12 protein-coding genes are annotated in these 17,915 nt (G+C 63.0%); 9 read left to right on the forward strand and 3 right to left on the reverse strand.

The annotated features are described in order from the left end of the window. The first annotated feature begins 7 nt into the window (after positions 1 to 7). The 9 genes from FX984_RS03765 (at position 8) to FX984_RS03805 (ending at position 12,186) form a co-directional block, all read left to right on the forward strand. Complete coding sequence (locus FX984_RS03765) at positions 8 to 667, forward strand: class II aldolase/adducin family protein (protein ID WP_027606698.1); 660 nt, start codon at positions 8 to 10, stop codon at positions 665 to 667. Then, on the forward strand, positions 664 to 1,563 hold the full coding sequence (locus FX984_RS03770) for a transporter substrate-binding domain-containing protein (protein ID WP_146476282.1): 900 nt from the start codon (positions 664 to 666) through the stop codon (positions 1,561 to 1,563). Before FX984_RS03765 ends, FX984_RS03770 begins: the two co-directional genes overlap by 4 nt. Next, entirely contained in the window at positions 1,556 to 2,299 is a 744-nt protein-coding gene (locus FX984_RS03775) for an amino acid ABC transporter permease (RefSeq protein WP_051429379.1), read from the forward strand. The genes FX984_RS03770 and FX984_RS03775 overlap by 8 nt, the downstream gene beginning before the upstream one ends. After that, a complete protein-coding gene (locus FX984_RS03780) occupies positions 2,289 to 2,966 on the forward strand; it encodes an amino acid ABC transporter permease (protein WP_092357127.1) in 678 nt (225 codons plus the stop codon). Before FX984_RS03775 ends, FX984_RS03780 begins: the two co-directional genes overlap by 11 nt. Continuing rightward, positions 2,963 to 4,165, forward strand: coding sequence for a cystathionine beta-lyase (metC, locus tag FX984_RS03785; RefSeq protein WP_146476281.1), 1,203 nt, complete (start codon positions 2,963 to 2,965; stop codon positions 4,163 to 4,165). The genes FX984_RS03780 and metC overlap by 4 nt, the downstream gene beginning before the upstream one ends. Further along, complete coding sequence (locus tag FX984_RS03790; protein WP_146476280.1) at positions 4,162 to 5,196, forward strand: ABC transporter substrate-binding protein; 1,035 nt, start codon at positions 4,162 to 4,164, stop codon at positions 5,194 to 5,196. The genes metC and FX984_RS03790 overlap by 4 nt, the downstream gene beginning before the upstream one ends. A 26-nt stretch (positions 5,197 to 5,222) precedes the next feature. Then, positions 5,223 to 7,511 carry a TonB-dependent receptor gene (locus tag FX984_RS03795; RefSeq protein WP_146476279.1) on the forward strand — a complete coding sequence of 763 codons (2,289 nt, stop codon included), beginning with the start codon at positions 5,223 to 5,225 and terminating at the stop codon, positions 7,509 to 7,511. A gap of 2 nt (positions 7,512 to 7,513) precedes the next feature. After that, the gene (locus tag FX984_RS03800) at positions 7,514 to 8,716 is read left to right on the forward strand and encodes a dipeptidase (RefSeq protein ID WP_146476277.1); all 1,203 of its coding nucleotides are present in this window, start codon (positions 7,514 to 7,516) and stop codon (positions 8,714 to 8,716) included. 158 nt (positions 8,717 to 8,874) lie between these two features. Beyond that, positions 8,875 to 12,186 (forward strand): SMEK domain-containing protein, encoded by a 3,312-nt coding sequence (locus tag FX984_RS03805; RefSeq protein ID WP_027606705.1) that lies wholly within the window; start codon positions 8,875 to 8,877, stop codon positions 12,184 to 12,186. Between the two features lie 51 nt (positions 12,187 to 12,237). On the opposite strand, the gene FX984_RS03810 is transcribed toward FX984_RS03805, so the two are convergent. The 3 genes from FX984_RS03810 to FX984_RS03820 are packed head-to-tail and all read right to left on the reverse strand — an operon-like array spanning position 12,238 to position 17,905. Beyond that, positions 12,238 to 13,623 (reverse strand): efflux transporter outer membrane subunit, encoded by a 1,386-nt coding sequence (locus tag FX984_RS03810; RefSeq protein WP_027606706.1) that lies wholly within the window; start codon positions 13,621 to 13,623, stop codon positions 12,238 to 12,240. After that, positions 13,620 to 16,733: an efflux RND transporter permease subunit gene (locus FX984_RS03815; protein WP_146476275.1), complete on the reverse strand. Its 3,114-nt coding sequence runs from the start codon at positions 16,731 to 16,733 to the stop codon at positions 13,620 to 13,622. Before FX984_RS03815 ends, FX984_RS03810 begins: the two co-directional genes overlap by 4 nt. A 2-nt stretch (positions 16,734 to 16,735) precedes the next feature. Beyond that, on the reverse strand, positions 16,736 to 17,905 hold the full coding sequence (locus FX984_RS03820) for an efflux RND transporter periplasmic adaptor subunit (RefSeq protein WP_146476273.1): 1,170 nt from the start codon (positions 17,903 to 17,905) through the stop codon (positions 16,736 to 16,738). Between the last annotated feature and the right edge of the window lie 10 nt (positions 17,906 to 17,915).

The following is a 17,915-nucleotide window of genomic DNA, read 5'->3' on the forward strand; positions in this document are numbered from 1 at the left end:
AGTTCCCATGAGCTTTGATCCTGTGCGTTTTACCCAAGTGTTCGAACACGACTTTGCCCTGGCCAAGCAACTGCTGATCAAGCACCAGGTGTTGTCGAGCAATGAGGCGGGCAATATCAGCCTGCGTATTCCCGGCGAAGCACGGCTGGTGATCGCCTCGCTCAGCGGCGCCGACAGTGGCGTGGCGGCGATTGTCGATTTCGACCTGCAACACAGCCAGGGCAGCCTCACCGACAACCTCAAGGAAGTGGCGGCGCTGCACGTGGCGATCTACCGCGAGCGGCCCTTGGTGAATGCGGTGATTCACACGCACTCGCCGTACCTCACCGCCTTCGCGATTGCCGGGCGAGCGTTGCGCCCCCATGCCACGCAGTTGCTGGGGATTCTGGATGAAGACCAGGAGGTGCCGCTGACCGCGTGGGGGCCGCGGTATGCGCCGGAGCCGGTGGTGGCGGCGTTACGTGAACATCCGCGTGCGCCGGCGGCGTTGCTGGCCAATCACGGGCCGTTTGCCTGGTCGGAACGGGACGTGCTGGCCGCGACACGGTTGTTGGTGAACCTGGAAGAAGCGGCCTACCTGACCTTCCTGGCGCAGCAGCTCGGTACGCCGCAGCCCTTTCCCAGCGGCGCGGCGCAGCGGTCGCGCCTGGGCTGGAGTGCGACATGAGTGCGCTCGCCCATCGCCCTGATAAAAGTGGAAGGGGCGGTGCGACGATTCGACTTGCCCCCGGCCCTTACGACAGGTCACTTTGGCAGCGGGCGCTGTTGGTTATTTTTGCATTCGGCGCACTCCACGCCCACGCCGAACCCCTGCTGGAACGGGCCCAATCCCGTAGCACCCTCAATGTCTGCACCAGCGACGAATTCCCCCCCTTCAAGACCTTCGATGCCCAAGGCAAGCCCGGCGGGTTGATCCTGGACCTGATCGTCGACCTGCAACAGCAGCTGTCTGCCAAGGTCGGCCAGCCGCTCAAGCTGCAACTTGTGCCAGTCAATCCGCTCAACCGCTTGCTGTTTCTCGAACAGGGCCGTTGCGAGGTGCTGGTCACGTCCCTGCTCGACACTCCCGCACGGCGGCGCGAAGTGGATTTTGCCAGCCCCGGTTTCTACAGCTCGGCCGCCACCGTGTTTGCGCCGAAAAGCACCGCCGTGCCGGACTGGCAAAGCCTGCGCGGCAAGACCCTGTGTGCGCCCGCCACCAGTGTCTGGGTGCGCCCGTTTGAAACGCGCTACGGCGTGCAGTTCGCCTCGTTCAACGGCACGGCCGAAGTGCGCAAGGCGGTGGCCGACAGCCGTTGCCTGGGGGCGATGGGTGACGATGCGTTGTACAGCGCCCTGGCGCGCCAGCCGGAATGGGCCGACTACGAGGTCAAGCTGCCGGGCCAGGATCCGGCGCCGTGGGGCATCGCCTTGCGCAAGGGCCAGCCGGCGTTGTTGGCGGCGCTGTCGAGCATCGTCGAAGGCTGGCATGCCCAGGGCGTGATCATCGGCCTGGAACAGCGCTACGGCCTGGCGCCGAATGCCTGGGTAGCGCAGCAGCATGCGCGGGCCAGCCATGAGTGAGGCCAACCTGCGCCTGTGGCTGGAACAGCATGGCCTGTCGCTGAGCATCCTGTGGGACCCGATGGACCGCCAGCGCTTCCTGCTCGGCCTGGGCCTGACACTGTTGCTGTCGGTGGCAAGTATTGCCCTGTCCCTGGTGATCGGTGTGTGGGGGGCCGCCGGCCTGGGTTCGCGCCGCTCGCTGTGGCGCCGGTTGAGCGCGGGGTACGTCGCGTTGTTTCGCAACACGCCACTGTTGGTGCAGCTGTTCTTTTTCTACTTCGGCGTCGGCGCCTGGCTGCCGCTGGCGGACGACACCAGTGTGCGGCTGCTCAACGGCACGCAATGGGCGATCATCGTGATCGCCCTGCACAGCGGCGCGTTCCAGGCCGAGAACCTGCGCGCCGGGATCGATGCCGTGCCCCGCGCCACCCTCGACGCGGCCGCCGCCCTCGGCATGCAGGGCACCACGGTACTGCGCCATATCGTACTGCCGCTGGCGCTGCGCAACAGCCTGCCGGCCATGGGCAATACGGTGGTGCAAACCATCAAGTCGACCTCGATTGCCTACGCGATTGCGGTGCCGGAATTGCTCTATGCGAGCAATCGGATCTGGTCGGACAACTTCAACGTCGCCGAGATGATGCAGGTGTTGCTGCTGGTCTGGTTGCTGCTGATCGGCACCAGCAGTTGGCTGCTGCGCCGCCTGGAAAACCACTTGCGCCTGCCAGGCCAGGAGTTGCCCGATGCTGCCTGAACCGTCCTGGCCCGCACTGTTGTGGCAGTGGGCGCCGGCGCTGCTGCAAGGCTTCGGCCTGAATATCCTCATGGGCGTCACCGCGATGCTGGTGGCCACGCTGGCCGGTGTCGTGCTCGGCAGCCTGCAGGTCAGCGCCCGGCCGCGCCTGCGTCGTGGTGCCGGGCACCTGAGCCGCCTGCTGCGCAACCTGCCGTGGCTGGTGGTGATGTTCTATGTGGCCTACCTGTTGCCCTATGAAGTGCACTGGGCCGGGCGCTGGTGGCAATTGCCGGATTGGCTCAAGGTCGCACTGGGCCTGGCGCTGCCCGCTGTCGGCTATGTCTCGGAGATCGTGCGCGGTGCCGTACGCGCGGTGCCGCTGGGGCAGTGGGAAGCCGCCCAGGCCCTGGGCATGCATCACGGCCAGGCACTGCGCCACGTGATCATCCCGCAGACCCTGCCCAGCCTGGTGGCGCCGTGGATGAACCTGTATTGCGCGGTGACCATGTCCACCTCCCTGGCCAACCTGCTGGGGGTGGAAGAGCTGATGACCACCGTGCAATCGCACCTGTCCACGCAACTGCGCAACGACCTACTGCTGCCCGCCTACGGCTTGGTGTTCATCGCCTTCTTTGTCTACATCTACCCCCTCTCCCGCCTGGCCAAACGGCTGGAGCGCACATGAGCACTGACCCCATGCATGACGATACCCTGCTGACCCAGTTGGGACGCGACCCCGCCAGCCACGAAGGCAGCGTCAACACCCCGGTGTATCGCAGCTCGACCTTTATCTGGCCCGACACCGGCACTCTCGAAAACCACCTGCAACAGGCCGCCGACCCGCACTATCGCGGGCATATCTACGGCCGTAACGGCAACCCCACCACCGCCGCCTTCGAAGACGCCGTGGCGCAGCTGGAAGGCGGCTTTCGCGGGCTGATCATGCCCAGCGGGCTGGCGGCGATTGTCGGCGCGGTGCTGGCGGTGGCGCGGGCCGGCGACCATATCCTGGTGACCGACAATTGCTATTGGCATGCGCGCCAGGTGTTCGACCAGATCCTGCCGCGCTATGGCATTGAGGCCACGTACTTCGCGCCGATGCTCGGTGCCGACATCGCCGGCTTGCTGCGCCCGAATACGCGCCTGGTGTACGCCGAAGCACCCGGTTCCAGCACCTTCGAGGTCCAGGACATTCCCGCCCTGGCCCGCGTCGCCCATGCCCACGGCGCACTGCTGATGCTCGACAACACCTGGGCCACGCCGCTGTTCTTCAAGGCGTTCGCCCACGGCGTGGACATCTCGATTCATGCCGCCACCAAGTACCTGGTGGGCCATAGCGACGCCATGCTCGGCGTGATCGTCACCACTGAAACCCTGTATTCGACGGTGCGCGAGACCGTCCGCCAACTGGGCTATATCGCCAGCGCCGACGACGCCTACCTGGGCCTGCGTGGCCTGCGCACCCTGGGTGTACGCCTGCGCCAGCACCAGCGCTCGGCGCTCACCGTCGCGCAGTGGCTGCAACAGCGTCCCGAAGTGGCCCAGGTGCTGCACCCGGCGCTGCCGGGGACCATCGGGCACGACCTGTTCAAGCGTGACTTCCTCGGCTCCACCGGGCTGTTCGGCGTGGTCCTCAAGCCGCGCTTCGAGCCCCACACCAAGGCCTTCCTGGAAAGCCTGCGGTTATTCGCCATGGGCGCCAGCTGGGGCGGTTTCGAGAGCCTGATTCGCCAACAGCAACGCCACCCTTCGGCACAGATTGAAGCGGGCGTGCTGCTGCGCCTGCACGTGGGCCTGGAAGCGGTCGAGGACCTGCTCGCCGACCTGCAACAAGGCCTCGAACGCCTAAGCGCCACCCCCCATTCACCAAGGAGTCTGCCATGAGCCAAACACTGCCCACCCACTACAGCATTTGCCCGCTGCTGGTCGCGTCCAACATTGCCGTTGAACTCGGTTGGCTGGACGAGGAATACCAACGCGTCGGCGCCGACGCGATCTACCTGCGCTCACTGCCCGACAACCTCGGTTGGCTGCCGCACTTCACCCATGGCGAAGCCCGCTTGATTCGCGACGGCGGCGCGGTGCCGGCCTTGTGGGCGCGCGCCGACCAGGCCGATACGTTGCTGGTGGCCAGCACCGCCACCCAACGCGCCGGGCAGATCCTGGTGCGTGCCGACGGGCGTATCCGCCAGGTCGCCGACCTGTTCGGCAAGCGCATCGGCGTGCCGGTGAGCCGCAACACGGCGCGGGTCGATGTGCTCAAGGCGCTGGCCGAGCATGGCCTGTTCAATGCCCTGCAACTGGCCGGGCTGGAGCCGTCGCAAGTGCGCCTGATCGAGCTGGAGGATGAAGGTGACCCGCAGACCTTGCTGCCGGCCGTGCGGCCTTCGGCGTTCTGGTCGCAACTGCATGGGCTGCATGGCAAACCCGGGCATGAGGTGCAGGCCCTGGCCGAAGGCCGTGTGGATGCGCTGCATGTCGCGGCCGGGCATGTGCCGGCGCTGCTCGCCAGCGGTGAATTCACGGTAATCGAAGACCTGGAACGCTACCCGGACTGGACCCTGAAAAACCACAACGGCCCCTACGCCACCACCGTCAACCGTGCCTTTGCCGAAGAGCATCCCCAGGTGGTCGTGGCGTTCCTGCGCGCCGCGATCCGCGCCGGGCGCTGGATCAACCAGCACCGCGATGCCGCCGCCGAGCTGTTCACCCGCGTGACCTTCCTGCCGGACGCCGGGTTTATCCGCCGTGCCATCGCCGAGCTGGATTTTGTACCGAACCTGGCGCCGCAGAACCTGGCGGCCCTGGAGCTGAAGAAGGACTTCCTGGTGCAACGCGGCTTCCTGCAGAACGACTTCAGCGTGCACGAGTGGGCCCAGCCCGAGTTTCTCGCCCAAGCCCACGCCGGGCTTTAACGCCACACCTTTGCCAAGGACAGACAATGATTGCTCAGTACCGCAAGACCCTGCTGGCCAGCCTGCTGGTCGCCGATTCAAGCTGGGCGGCGCAGGCCGCCGATTCCACCGAACCGCAACTGAGCAAAGTCGAGGTGGTCGGTGCCCGCGTGACTGAAGCCAGCGCCGCCATTGGCGAAGACAAGATCAGCAATACCCTGAGCATCTCGCACCAGGCGTTGCTGTCGGCGCCGGCCGGCACTTCGGGGCTGAAAATGCTCGAGGCGCTGCCCGGCTTCAACGTGCAGGTCAACGATGCGCTGGGCCTGTATGAGTTCGGCAACTCGGTATTCGTGCGCGCCTTCAACCTGCAGCAGATCGGCTTTTCCATCGACGGTGTGCCCCTGGGCCGTACCGATCAGTTCGGCGGCAGCCCGATCTATCGCTACGTCGACAATGAAAACACCGAGCGGGTCACCGCCTCCACCGGCGCGGGCGACGTGTCGCAATCGGGCTATGCGTCCCTGGGCCCGTATGTGGATTACCAGACCAGCAACCCCACCCTCGAGCCGGGCGCCAGCCTGTCCTACACCCTCGGCAGCGACAGCCTGCGGCGCAGTTTCGTCAAGCTGCAAAGCGGCGAATACCAGGGCCTGTCGGCGTATTTCAGCCGCTCGAAAATCGACGGCGACCTGTGGCGCGGCCCCGGCACCATCGACCGTGAACACCTGGAAGCCAAGGTGCGCTATCGCTTCGGTGAACGTGACGAGGTGTGGCTGCGCGCCGTGCACAACGCGTTCTACGACTACGACTCGCCCTACGTGAGCAGCGCCCAGTACGACGGCAGCGCCAATGACCCGTTCGGTCGCTCGGGCCGTTACTTCGCCTACCTCGGCAGCCTGCCCGACTTACCCGAGAGCGTGCCCGGCGTGCGCTACAGCAACACCAACTACAACCAGTTCTACAAACAGGCGGTGAACCAGCGCCGCGACACCTTGTACAGCCTGGGCGGCCAGTTCGAGATCCGCCCGGACCTGCTCAACTACACCACCCTCTACTACGAGGCCAAGAAGGGCTTTGGCGTGTCCCCCGAGGCCTACGCAACTTCCCTGGCGCTGCACACTGCCGAAAACACGGTGGATGGCCTGTTTGCCCCACGGGGCGTGCAATACGGTTTGTCGTCCCTCAGCGGCCACCGCTTCGGCGGGCGCACCGGGCTGCAATGGGACATCGGCCAGCACCAGATCGACACCGGTGTGTGGGCCGAGACCGATGTGTTCAACCGCCAGCAGGCGCGCTACAACCTCACCGACGGCAGCCCGGCCGGCGAGCCGCTGCTCAATGAGCCGGTGCACCTGCAAGGGGATTTCAGCTCCACGCGCAATTCGTTGCAGTACCACCTCAAGGACACCTGGACCCTGCTCGACGACCGCCTGCGCCTGCAGTTCGGTTTCAAGAGCCTGCACCTCAAGTACCGCATCGAGGGCTATCGCAACGCCGGCGACTACATCAACGACCGCCAGCCGCGCCTGGCCACCCAGTGGAACGACGCCTTCCTGCCCCAGGCCGGGCTGGTCTACAACCTCACCGATGACACCCAGGTATTTGCTTCCTATTCGGAAAACATGGCCCTGCCCCGTGGCGCCGACGACATCTTCCGCGCGGCCAGCCCCAGCGCGCCGCCACCGGAGGCGGAGCGGGCGAAGAACTACGAGGTGGGCTATCGCATCAACCGGCCGACCTTCAACGCGGCCTGGGCGCTGTACCGCACCGACTTCGATAACCGCCTGCAAGCCTTCGCCTCAGCCGTGCCCGGCAGCAGCCAGGTGGAAACCTACTACCAGAACGTCGGCAAAGTGCAGGCCTACGGCAGCGAGCTGAGCGGGCAATGGAAACCCCCGATCCTGGCCGACAAGGTGGTGCTCAACGGCAACCTGACCTACAACACCTCCACGTTCCGGAACGACGCCGGCGGCCTTTCGATCAAAGGCAACGAGGTGCCCGACAGCCCGCGCTGGCTTGCCCAGGCCGGGGTTACCTATGAACTGGCGCCATGGGCACTGCTGAACTTTTCGGCACGCTATATCGGCGAGCGCTACAGCAACTTCACCAACAGTGAATCGGTGCCCGGCTACACCCTGTACAACGCCTACCTGGATCTGGGGGGCGAGCGCCTGCACTACGGCCCGCTGAAGAATGTGAAGTTACGGTTCAATGTCGACAACCTGTTCGACAAGGATTACCTGGGCTACATCCTCACCAGCACCAGTGGCCCCGCCGTGTTCCGCCCGGGTTCGCCGCGCACCTTCCAAAGCACCTTGAGCATGGAGTTCTGAGCATGAACAAGCGCCTGCTGCTGCTCGCCCTGCTGCCACTGCTGGCCCACGCCGACACCGCCGTCAGTCCCACCACCCTGGCCTTGCACCAGCGCTTGCTGGTGCTGGACAGCCACCTGGATACACCGCTGACCCTGACGCGCCCCGGCTGGAACATCCTCGAGCGCCACGACTATCGCCAGGACGGCAGCCAAGTCGACCTGCCGCGCATGCGCGAAGGCGGCCTGGATGGGGGGTTCTTCGCCGTCTACACCCCCCAGGGCCCACGCACCGAGGAAGGCCGCGCCTACGCCAGCGCCTATGGCCTGGCCACCCTCACCCGCATCCGCGATGTGATCGACCGCAACCCCGACAGCTTCGCCCTGGCCCTGACCGCCGCCGACGCCCGGCGTATCGCGGCCCAAGGCAAGCGCGTGGTGTTTATCAGCATGGAAAACGCCGATCCACTCAGCTCCGATCCCGAGTTGCTCGACACCTACTACCGCCAAGGCCTGCGCATGCTCGGCCTGGTGCATTTCATGAACAACGACCTGGCCGACTCGGCCACCGCGCTGCCGGAATGGAAAGGCCTGAGCCCCAAGGGCCGCGACCTGGTGCAACGAGCCAACCGCCTGGGCATCCTGCTCGACGTGTCCCACGCCAGCGACGCGGTGTTCGACCAGATGCTGGCGTTGTCCAGCGCCCCGCTCATCGCCTCCCACTCCAGCAGCCGCGCGGTCAACCCGCACCCACGCAACCTCGACGACAACCGCGTGCGCCAACTGGCGGCCAAGGGCGGGGTAATCCAGGTCAACGCCTACAGCGACTACCTGATCCCCCTCACGCCCAACCCGGATCGCAACAAAGCCATGGCCGCGCTCGGCGCACGCTTCCACAACCTTGCCGCCCTCAGCCCGGAACAGGTCAAGGCGCTCTATCAGGAACGCGACAGCCTCAACCAGCGCTTCGCCCAACCCAAGGCCAGCCTCGATGTGTTCATGAAGCACCTGTTGCACCTGCTGGAAGTGGCCGGCCCGGACCACGTCGGTATCGGCGCCGACTGGGACGGCGGCGGTGGCGTAAGCGGGCTGGACGATGTGAGCCAGTTGCCGGTGATTACCCAGCGGTTGCTGGATGCCGGGTATAGCGAGCAGCAGGTGGCGAATATCTGGAGCGGGAATCTGCTGCGGGTGTTACAGGCGGCGCAGGATCAGCGGCGGCCATAGTTCAACGCCCGGGTATCCAACCTCTTGGAAAAAGCCGCCTTGGGCGGCTTTTTCCAGCCCCCTTCGTCCTACGACTTGAGAGCAACGTGTGATAACGGTAGATTCGCCTCGCTTACAGAGTCGAAACACACCCTATTTTTCAAGGATGAAGGCGTTCTATGGATCACCAGAAGTTGCTGCTTGAAGTCAAAGACGAATTCATCTGGTTGGTGAAGAATGTCGAAGCCAGCACGGCAATGGGTCTGTTCGACGTCCACAGGATCTCAGAAAAAGTCGTTCTGCCCCTATTCCAAACCATCATGGGCTGGCCGGACCTGCGTAACCTCAACGAAGAGAAAGAGGACTACCCAGCCATCGACCTGGGGGATGAGGTCAAACAGATCGGCATCCAAATATCTGGCACCACCACCCTGACAAAAGTAAAGAACACACTGGCAAAGTTCTTGAACCACGACCTGGACAAAACCTACACACGGGTCATCGTCTATGTGCTGACCAATAAACAGCAAAGCTATTTTCAAAAGGCTATTGATGAAGTGGTGGGAAGCCGGCTGGCATTCAATGCCAAGACGGATATTCTCGACTACACCGACCTGCTGAAAAAGGCTGCCAAGCTAACGCCAGAACCGCTTCTGGTGGTGTGGAAGATACTTAAAAGTTATCGCCATGCTGAAGACCCCGCGCACCGTCCCGTTTGGTTGCTCAGGACTGAAGTCTCCCAAGAGGAAATCCCGCCGTTCACTCCCCGCTGGTTGTTTTTCGCCGAACGTAAGATTCCGCTGCTGGGGCGTGGCGGTGACTTGGACGTACTGGCGGACTTCATGGAAAGCCCGTCGCCATTCAGTTGGTGGACGCTGTGTGGTCCCGCGGGAATTGGCAAGACGCGCTTGGCCCATGAACTTGAGCTCAAGTACAAAGATAACTGGTATTGCGGCTTCACCGACGCGAAAAACCTACCGACCGTCGAGCAACTTCAACAATTGCAACGCCCCACTCTGCTGGTGTTCGATTATGCGGCACGGGACTCTGAAGCGCTCAAGGCATTGTTAAGAATGTGCTGCGCACTGGGCGATAGCCTGAGTTCGAAGTTGCGTGTGTTACTGCTTGAGCGAGAAGCAAATGAAAACGCAGACTGGTGGAAAGAGCTGGTCCTCACTGAAAGCACCACCGCGACATTGATTAGAAACAATCAGTACCAGGCGCCGCGCGAACTGACCGCGCTGAGTGCACAGGCTGGCGAGATATTACGGGCCTGGCTAGAAGCCGGAGCACCAGCGGTCGTGGAGCAACTGCCACCGCCGTCCTCACCGTTCTGGACGCAGGTCATGCACGTCAGCGAAGGCCGTCCTTTGTTGATTGCGCTGATTGCAGGGGCGTTCAGCCGAGCGCCAAATGATACTCACGTGCCCGCCTTGCGCGAGTTGCTGCTGCCGGTGCTGCAACGTGAGGCGCAGCGCTGGAAAACCAGATGCAATGACACAGGTCTGTTTCCAAGGCTCGTGCAGTTGCTCGCAGTGGCCACTCTTATTCGCGGCCTGGATATCCTCCAGGAGGATCACCGGGTACTTGTTCGAACCGGCGATGATGAGTCGGACTACCTGCTGGTCAAAGACCCCAAGACCCAGACATATCGGATCCCCACCGTCGAAGACTTGAGACAGCATGAGCACATCTTCGAACTGTTGAGCACACAACAGCAACAACTCTGGGATGACCTTGCGCAGCTGATTCCTGCAACACAGTTAGCGCCGACTACCAAAGCAGCCTTAGAGGTCTGCCCTCCGAGAGGCATCCTGCAGCCCGACCTGATCGGCGAGTTCTTTATCGATGAATTGTGGCGCCCTCAAATGCAGTTCGCGCCCGCTACCGCACTGCCGACTCTAACCGACGCCTCGCTTGAGGCTATCTTGAGTTCGGCATGGACTCTCCACCCTTACAACCTGCTCGAAACCCTGGATGCGTTGAAAAAAACCACGATCTGCCTCCCAGGATATCTGCGTCTACTCGACATGCTGACGGCGGTCGCCTGTAAGGTGCCGACAACTCATAAGTTTGCGCTGAGCCTACTCGCACGGCTGCTTTATAACGCGATGATCAAACTCGGCACGCAAAAACCGTCTGCGGCGCAAATCAATCGTACTTGCGAGCTATTATCCAGGCTGGCACAACACTTCCCCGCCGATCGAGAAGTGGCGTACCGGCAGCTCAAAGCGCTTATGCACCTGATCGTTGACCCAGTCAAGAAACAAGTCGACGTAGCGCGTGCGCGCGCAGTCAATCTGGAAGCCAGGCAGTTCGTCACCGAAGTCATAGAACATCCAGACGACAAGTTTGAGCTCTTCTGGGGGGACGCTATTGTGAACGTTGCCATGGCAGCTATACAAAACCACCATGAAGAGATGCTGGCTGAGGCGCTGGTTTCTGCCCAAATCCTCCAAACGAATTTTGGCGCTTCCTCTGAGCTGAACACACTCCTGGCGCGTCTTTACAAAGAAGTCGCCAAGTACCTTAGTGAGCCCTTGGGCGATACTTACTCGCTAAGTAGCCAACTGATCCCGCTGGCCAAACGCTGCCTTCCTTTGCTGGCACCACAGGTGGGACAGGGCATTGAACAAGGAAACCTGGACCAGCCTTTCCACGTCAGTTCAACTTGGGCATTGGTCAATATCATGTACGCATACGCGAAACTAAAAACGCCAGCAAAGGTACTCGAACTGCATCCTGAAATAGAACGCTACGTCGCACGGGTCAGCGACCCGGCAGTCGCAATCGCCATGGAGGCCAAAGCGGTATTCAACGCGCAGACTGCGCGACTGCTTGAAAATGACCTACGAAGCGCTTTAGCCCTGGCGAGTCAAATCCAAGTGGTATTCAACGTGTCTTATTCGAATGAAGCAGGCCAGGCGCACTTGTCACTATGGGGACGAAGCCTCAGCCTCACGCTGGCAGCACGCGACTGCGAGGGTTTTCTCGGCAACTGCGAAAAACTTTTCACTCTCTGCCCGCTACTCAGTGACGATGACGGCGTGGTGTGGATGCTTGCCCAAAACCTGCAGCTAATTCGTGAAGGTATAGCTGTACTGTCTATCGAGCAAATTTGCCTTGCAAAATTTACCCGGCATTTATCGGCCTTTGGCAGCCAAACAGGACGTTGCACGAACCTCTTTTTTGCGAACACCTTGACCCTCGCCTGTAAAGACTTCAACAACAAGAAAGACGATCTCCGAAATCTTGAGCAATTGTTCCTATTCGTCAAAAAACGGCTTGAGTTCGACGAGCTGTCCGAGTGTCTGTACGCTGCGTTGTTTGATTACTGGATATCCAAGGGCAAACCCGCATCAATTGCGTTGTTTGGGTGTTGTGAAATCTCCAGCGGTGTAGACAGCAACCTTCGTATACGCATCACGGCTGATGATCTGTCAGTGCTGAGTGACAAGACAATGAAGTTCATCTCGCTAGCAAATCCATAACGCGCTTCCAAAACCGTTCGACGCTGAACTGCTGTACAGACTTCGCCATATTTACTGCCACCCTCCCCCCATCACCTTATACAAACTCACCCGATTACTCTGCTCCGCCAGGCGCAGGGTGATCAGGTCCTGCTGGGCGCTGTACAGCGAGCGTTGGGAATCCAGGGCTTCGAGGTAGCTTTGCGAGCCGGCGCGGTAGAGCGCGTCGGACAGGTCGTAGCTCTTCTGGCTCGCCTCGGTCAACGCTTGCTGGGCGGTGAGGCGCTGGTCCAGGGTGCTGCGCACGGCCAGGGCGTCGGCGACTTCCTTGAATGCGGTTTGCAGGGTTTGCTGGTAGGTCTGCACCTGGATCTCTTTCTCGACCTTGGCCGCATCCAGGGTCGCGCGGTTACTGCCGGCATCGAAGATCGGCAGGCTGATGCTCGGGGCGAAGGTCCACGCGCCGCTGCCGGCCTTGAACAGGCTGGACAGTGACGCACTGGCGGAGCCCGCATTCGCGGTGAGGCTAATGCTGGGGAAAAACGCCGCGCGGGCCGCGCCAATGTCGATGTTCGCGGACTTGAGGCTGTGCTCCGCCGCCAGTACGTCGGGGCGCCGCTGCAACAGGCTCGACGGCAGCTCGGCCGGCACCTGCACCAACGCCGCTGCCGATCGCAGGTGGGCGTCGGGCAACAAGGCATCGGGGATGTCGCTGCCGACCAGCAGGCGCAGGGCGTTGCGGTCCTGGAGGATCTGGCTCTGATACTCGGCCACATCGACCCGCGCCGATTCGACGGTGGTTTGCGCCTGGGCCACGGCCAACGCCGTGGAGCCACCCAGGGCGTGGCTGCGCTGGGTCAGTTCGTAGGTGGACTGCTGACTGGCCAGGGTCTCTTCGGCCAGTTGCAGGTGCTCGTTGTCGGCGGCCAGGGTCAGCCAGGCGGTGGCCACTTCTGCCACCAGGCTGATTTGCGTGCTGCGCCGGGTTTCGGTCAGCGCCAGGTAGTCTTCCAGCGCTTCGTCCTGCAGGTTCTGCACGCGGCCGAACACGTCGACCTCATAGCTGCTCAGGCCCAATTGCGCGCTGTAGTCGTGGCTGGTGACGGCCGTGCCGCCGCTGGACAGCGAGCCCGGCGTGCGGCTGTGGGTACCGCTGACGCTGGCGTCGAGGGTCGGGAACGCCGCTGCGCGCTGGATGCGGTATTGCGCCTGGGCCTTCTCGATATTCAGGCTGGCCAGGCGCAGGTCGCGGTTATTGGCCAGGGCCAGGGTTTGCAGGTGTGCCAGGCGGCGGTCGGTAAAGAACTGCTGCCACTGGATGTCGGCCGGCACCTCACCCTGCACACCCGCTTGCCATTCGCCAGGCACCGGTGCCTCGGGTTGCTGGTAGTGTGGCGCCAGGTTGATGCAGCCACTCAAGACCACTGCGGCCACTAACGGGAAGAGAAAGCGGGTCATGCGTCACCTTTTTCGACAATGGGCGTCGTGCTGACACGGCCAAAGCGGCGACGGATCAACACAAAAAACAGCGGTACAAAGAAGATCCCCAGCACCGTGGCGCTGAACATGCCGCCCAGCACACCGGTGCCGATGGCCCGGCGCCCGGCGGAACCTGCGCCACTGCTCACGGCCAGGGGCAGCACGCCGAACATGAAGGCCAGGGACGTCATCAGGATCGGCCGCAGGCGCTGGCGCACGGCGATCAGCGTCGCCTCGCGCAGGCTGTTGCCCTGCTCCTGCAGGTGCTTGGCAAACTCGACGATCAGGATCGCGTTCTTCGCTGCCAGCCCTACGGTGGTCAGCAGGCCGACCTGGAAGTACACGTCATTGCTCAACCCCGTAAAGCGAGTGGCCCACACCGCGCCGACGATACCCAGGGGCACTACCAGGATCACCGAGAACGGCACCGACCAGCTCTCGTACAGCGCGGCCAGGCACAGGAACACAAACAGGATGGACACCGCATACAGCAACGGCGCCTGGGACCCGGAAAGACGCAACTGGTACGACTGGCCGGTCCACTCGTAGCCGATGCCATCGGGCAGTTGCCGGGCAATCGCCTCCACCGCGTCCATCGCCGCGCCGGAGCTCACACCGGGTGCCGGGTCGCCGACCACTTCCAGGGAGGATGTGCCGTTGTAGCGCTCCAGCAACGGCGAGCCATAGCTCCAGGCACTGCTGGCAAATGACGAAAACGGCACCATTTCATCGTTGCTGTTGCGCACGAACCAGTGGTCCAGATCGGCCGCTTGCATCCGCGTGCTGGCTTCGCCCTGCACGTAGACCTTCTTCACGCGGCCCTGGTTGAGGAAGTCGTTCACATAGGTACCGCCCAACGCCGTGGACAAGGTGCTGTTGATGTCGCTGGTGCTCAGGCTCAGGGCCCCCGCCTTGCGGTCATCAATGCTGATTTTGAGTTGCGGCGCGTCGTCCAGGCCATTGCTGCGCACGCCCAGCAGGCGCGGGTCTTGCCTGGCCAGCGCGATGAACTGCTCGCGCGCCGCCACCAATGCGTCGTGGCCAAGACCGGCGAGGTCCTTGAGCTGCAAATCAAACCCCGAGCTCTGGCCCAGGCCACGCACGGCGGGCGGTTGCATCACGAATACATCGGCATCGCCGATGCTTGCCAGGGCCAACGTGGCACGTTGGGCAATCGTGGCGGCATCGTCCGAGCGCTCACTCCAGTCCTTCAAGCGAATGAACGCCCGTGCGGTGTTCTGGCTGTTGCCGCCCATGCCCAGGCCGCTGATGCTGATCATCGCCTCGACTTCCGGCTGCTTGAGCATGTACGCCTCGAACTGCTGCAACACCGCCTGGGTGCGGCTGTCGGTAGCGCCCACCGGCAGCTGGATTTGCGCCATGAGAATGCCCTGGTCCTCATCCGGCAGAAACGAAGTAGGCAAGCTGGCATAACCCGCCGCCATGGCTGCGGCGATCAGCACATACACCACCAGGCTGCGCCGTGAGCGTTGCAGGACAGCGCCGACCAACGCTTCATAGGCGCTGGAACAGCGTTCGAAGGAACGGTTGAACCAACCGAAGAAGCCCCGTTGAACCGCATGCCCCGGCTTGAGCAGCGTGGCGCACAGTGCCGGCGTGAGGGTCATCGCCACCACCACCGACAGCACCATGGCCGAGACGATGGTCACCGAGAACTGCCGATAGATGATCCCGGTGGAACCGCCAAAAAACGCCATGGGAATAAACACCGCGCTCAGCACCAGGGCGATGCCGACCAGTGCACTGGTGATTTCATCCATCGATTGACGCGTGGCCGCCAGGGCCGACAAGCCCTGCTCGCTCATCACCCGTTCGACGTTCTCCACCACCACAATCGCATCGTCGACCAGCAAGCCAATGGCCAGGACCATGGCAAACATGGTCAGGGTATTGATCGAGTAACCGAACAACGCCAGCACACCAAACGTGCCCAGCAACACCACCGGCACAGTGATCGCCGGGATCAGCGTGGCCCGCAGGTTTTGCAGGAACAGGAACATGATCAGCACCACCAGCACGATGGCCTCGCCCAGGGACTTGACCACTTCCTCGATGGACAGGCTGACAAAGGGCGTGGTGTCGTAGGCGATCACGTTCTTCAATTGCATTTCGGTGGGGTAAAACGGCGCCAGTTCCTTGAGCTTGGCCTTGACCGCCTCGCCCACCTCCAGCGCATTGGCGCCCGCCGCCAGTTGCACGCCCATGGCGGCGGCCGGCTTGCCGTTGAGGGCCGAGTTGATGTCATAGCTCTCGCTGCCCAACTCCACGCTTGCCACATCACCGAGCAGCACGACCGCGCCGTCGCTGCTCGACTTGACCACCACGTTGCGGAACTCCTCGGCCGTCTGCAGTTTGCTGCGCGCGCTGATGGTGGCATTGAGTTGCTGGCCCTTCACCGCCGGCAATGCGCCGAGTTGGCCGGCTGACACTTCGGTGTTCTGCGCCTCCAGCGCGGTGCTCACATCCGACGGCATCAGTGCGTATTTTTCCAGCAGCGCGGGGTCCAGCCAGATGCGCATGGCGTAGCCCGAACCGAGGGTCTGTACGTCGCCCACGCCGTCGATACGGCTGATGGAGTCGAGCAAGGTGCTGGAGATGTAGTCACCGATCTGGGTGCCGGTGACGCTGGGGTTGTCCGAGGCCAGGGCGGCAATCATCAGGAAGTCCGAGCCGCCCTTGGTCACGGTCAGGCCTTCGCTCTGCACCGACTGCGGCAAGCGCGACTCGGCCTGTTGCAGCTTGTTCTGCACCTGCATCTGCGCCACATCGGGGTCGGTGCCGGCGCCAAAGGTCAGGCTGATACTGGCGCTGCCCGCCGAACTGCTGGAGGCCGACATATAGGTCAGGTTGTCCAGGCCTTTCATCTGTTGCTCGATGACCTGGGTCACCGAGTCTTCGACGGTCTTGGCCGAAGCGCCGGTGTAGGTGGCGGAAATACGCACGGTGGGCGGCGCGATGTCCGGGTACTGCTCCAGCGGCAACTGGCTGATGGATAACGCGCCGCCGAGCATGATCACGATGGCGATGACCCAGGCGAAAATCGGTCGATCGATAAAGAAACGCGCCATGTTCAACCCTCCTGCGCCAGGGCGCCGGCATCGGCGGCCTGGGTCTGGACCATGGCGCCGATGCGGACTTTCTGGCCACCTTCGACGATCACCTGGTCACCGGCCTGCAAACCCGCCGTCACCCACCACTGGTTGCCCACGGCGCGGTCAACGCTGAGCACGCGTTGCTCGACCTTGCCGTCAACCACCAGCAACACCGAGGTCACGCCGCTGGCGCTGCGGCTTACGGCTTTTTGCGGGATCAGGATCGCCTGGTCATCCCGGGCCTGCTCCAACACCCCACGCACGTACATGCCGGGCAGCAGCACATGCTCGGGGTTGTCGAACACCGCACGCAAGGTCACGGTGCCGGTGCCCTGGTTGACGCTGACCCCGCTGAACTTGAGGCGGCCGTCGTGGTTGTAGGTGCTGCCGTCATCCAGTTTGAGGCTGATGCGGGCCTCACCGTCGCCGTTGGCCTGCAACACGCCACGGGCCAGGTCGCGCTTGAGGGCGAGCAATTCAGTGGTGGACTGGGTCACATCCACATAGATCGGGTCGAGTTGCTGCACGGTAGTGAGTGCGGTGTCCTGGTTGGCCACCACCAGTGCGCCGGGGGTGACCGTGGACGTCTCGATACGCCCGGCCACCGGCGAGCTGATGCGGGTGTAGGCCAGGTTGATGCGGGCAGTGTCGAGGTCGGCCTGGGCCACCTGGACGTCAGCAGCGGCGGTCAGCAGGGTGGCCTGGGAATCTTCGTTGGTTTGCTGGCTGATGGCGTCGATCTTCACCAACCGGGCGTTACGCGCGGCGGTGGTCTGTGCCGACTTCAAGGTGGCGCGCGCCTTGGCCAGGCTCGCCTGGGCCTCAGCCAATGCCGCCTTGTAGGGTGCCGCATCCAGTTGGTACAGCGCCTGCCCGGCCTTGACCTCGGCGCCTTCGACAAACAGGCGCTGCTGCACGATACCGCCGACCTGCGGGCGAATCTCGGCGACCATAAACGCCTGGGTGCGCCCGGCCAGTTCAGTGGTCATGACCTGGCGCTTGGGCTGCACAGTGATCACCGAGACCTTGGGGGTGGCGACTGCGGGCGCGGGGTCGCCAGACGAGCAGCCGCCGAGCAGCACCAGAATGACGAACGACAGGAGAACCGCGGCGGTTACCAGGTATTTGGCGAAAAGTTTGGTCGACATAGTTGCCTCT

It is taken from the genome of Pseudomonas marginalis, assembly GCF_008692035.1.
In the GTDB taxonomy this organism is placed as follows: domain Bacteria; phylum Pseudomonadota; class Gammaproteobacteria; order Pseudomonadales; family Pseudomonadaceae; genus Aquipseudomonas; species Aquipseudomonas marginalis.

Coding starts and splice junctions, on each gene's coding strand:
- FX984_RS03765 (WP_027606698.1), top strand. CDS start 8: ATGAGCTTTGATCCTGTGCGTTTTACCCAAGTGTTCGAACACGACTTT.
- FX984_RS03770 (WP_146476282.1), top strand. CDS start 664: ATGAGTGCGCTCGCCCATCGCCCTGATAAAAGTGGAAGGGGCGGTGCG.
- FX984_RS03775 (WP_051429379.1), top strand. CDS start 1,556: ATGAGTGAGGCCAACCTGCGCCTGTGGCTGGAACAGCATGGCCTGTCG.
- FX984_RS03780 (WP_092357127.1), top strand. CDS start 2,289: ATGCTGCCTGAACCGTCCTGGCCCGCACTGTTGTGGCAGTGGGCGCCG.
- metC (WP_146476281.1), top strand. CDS start 2,963: ATGAGCACTGACCCCATGCATGACGATACCCTGCTGACCCAGTTGGGA.
- FX984_RS03790 (WP_146476280.1), top strand. CDS start 4,162: ATGAGCCAAACACTGCCCACCCACTACAGCATTTGCCCGCTGCTGGTC.
- FX984_RS03795 (WP_146476279.1), top strand. CDS start 5,223: ATGATTGCTCAGTACCGCAAGACCCTGCTGGCCAGCCTGCTGGTCGCC.
- FX984_RS03800 (WP_146476277.1), top strand. CDS start 7,514: ATGAACAAGCGCCTGCTGCTGCTCGCCCTGCTGCCACTGCTGGCCCAC.
- FX984_RS03805 (WP_027606705.1), top strand. CDS start 8,875: ATGGATCACCAGAAGTTGCTGCTTGAAGTCAAAGACGAATTCATCTGG.
- FX984_RS03810 (WP_027606706.1), bottom strand. CDS start 13,623: ATGACCCGCTTTCTCTTCCCGTTAGTGGCCGCAGTGGTCTTGAGTGGC.
- FX984_RS03815 (WP_146476275.1), bottom strand. CDS start 16,733: ATGGCGCGTTTCTTTATCGATCGACCGATTTTCGCCTGGGTCATCGCC.
- FX984_RS03820 (WP_146476273.1), bottom strand. CDS start 17,905: ATGTCGACCAAACTTTTCGCCAAATACCTGGTAACCGCCGCGGTTCTC.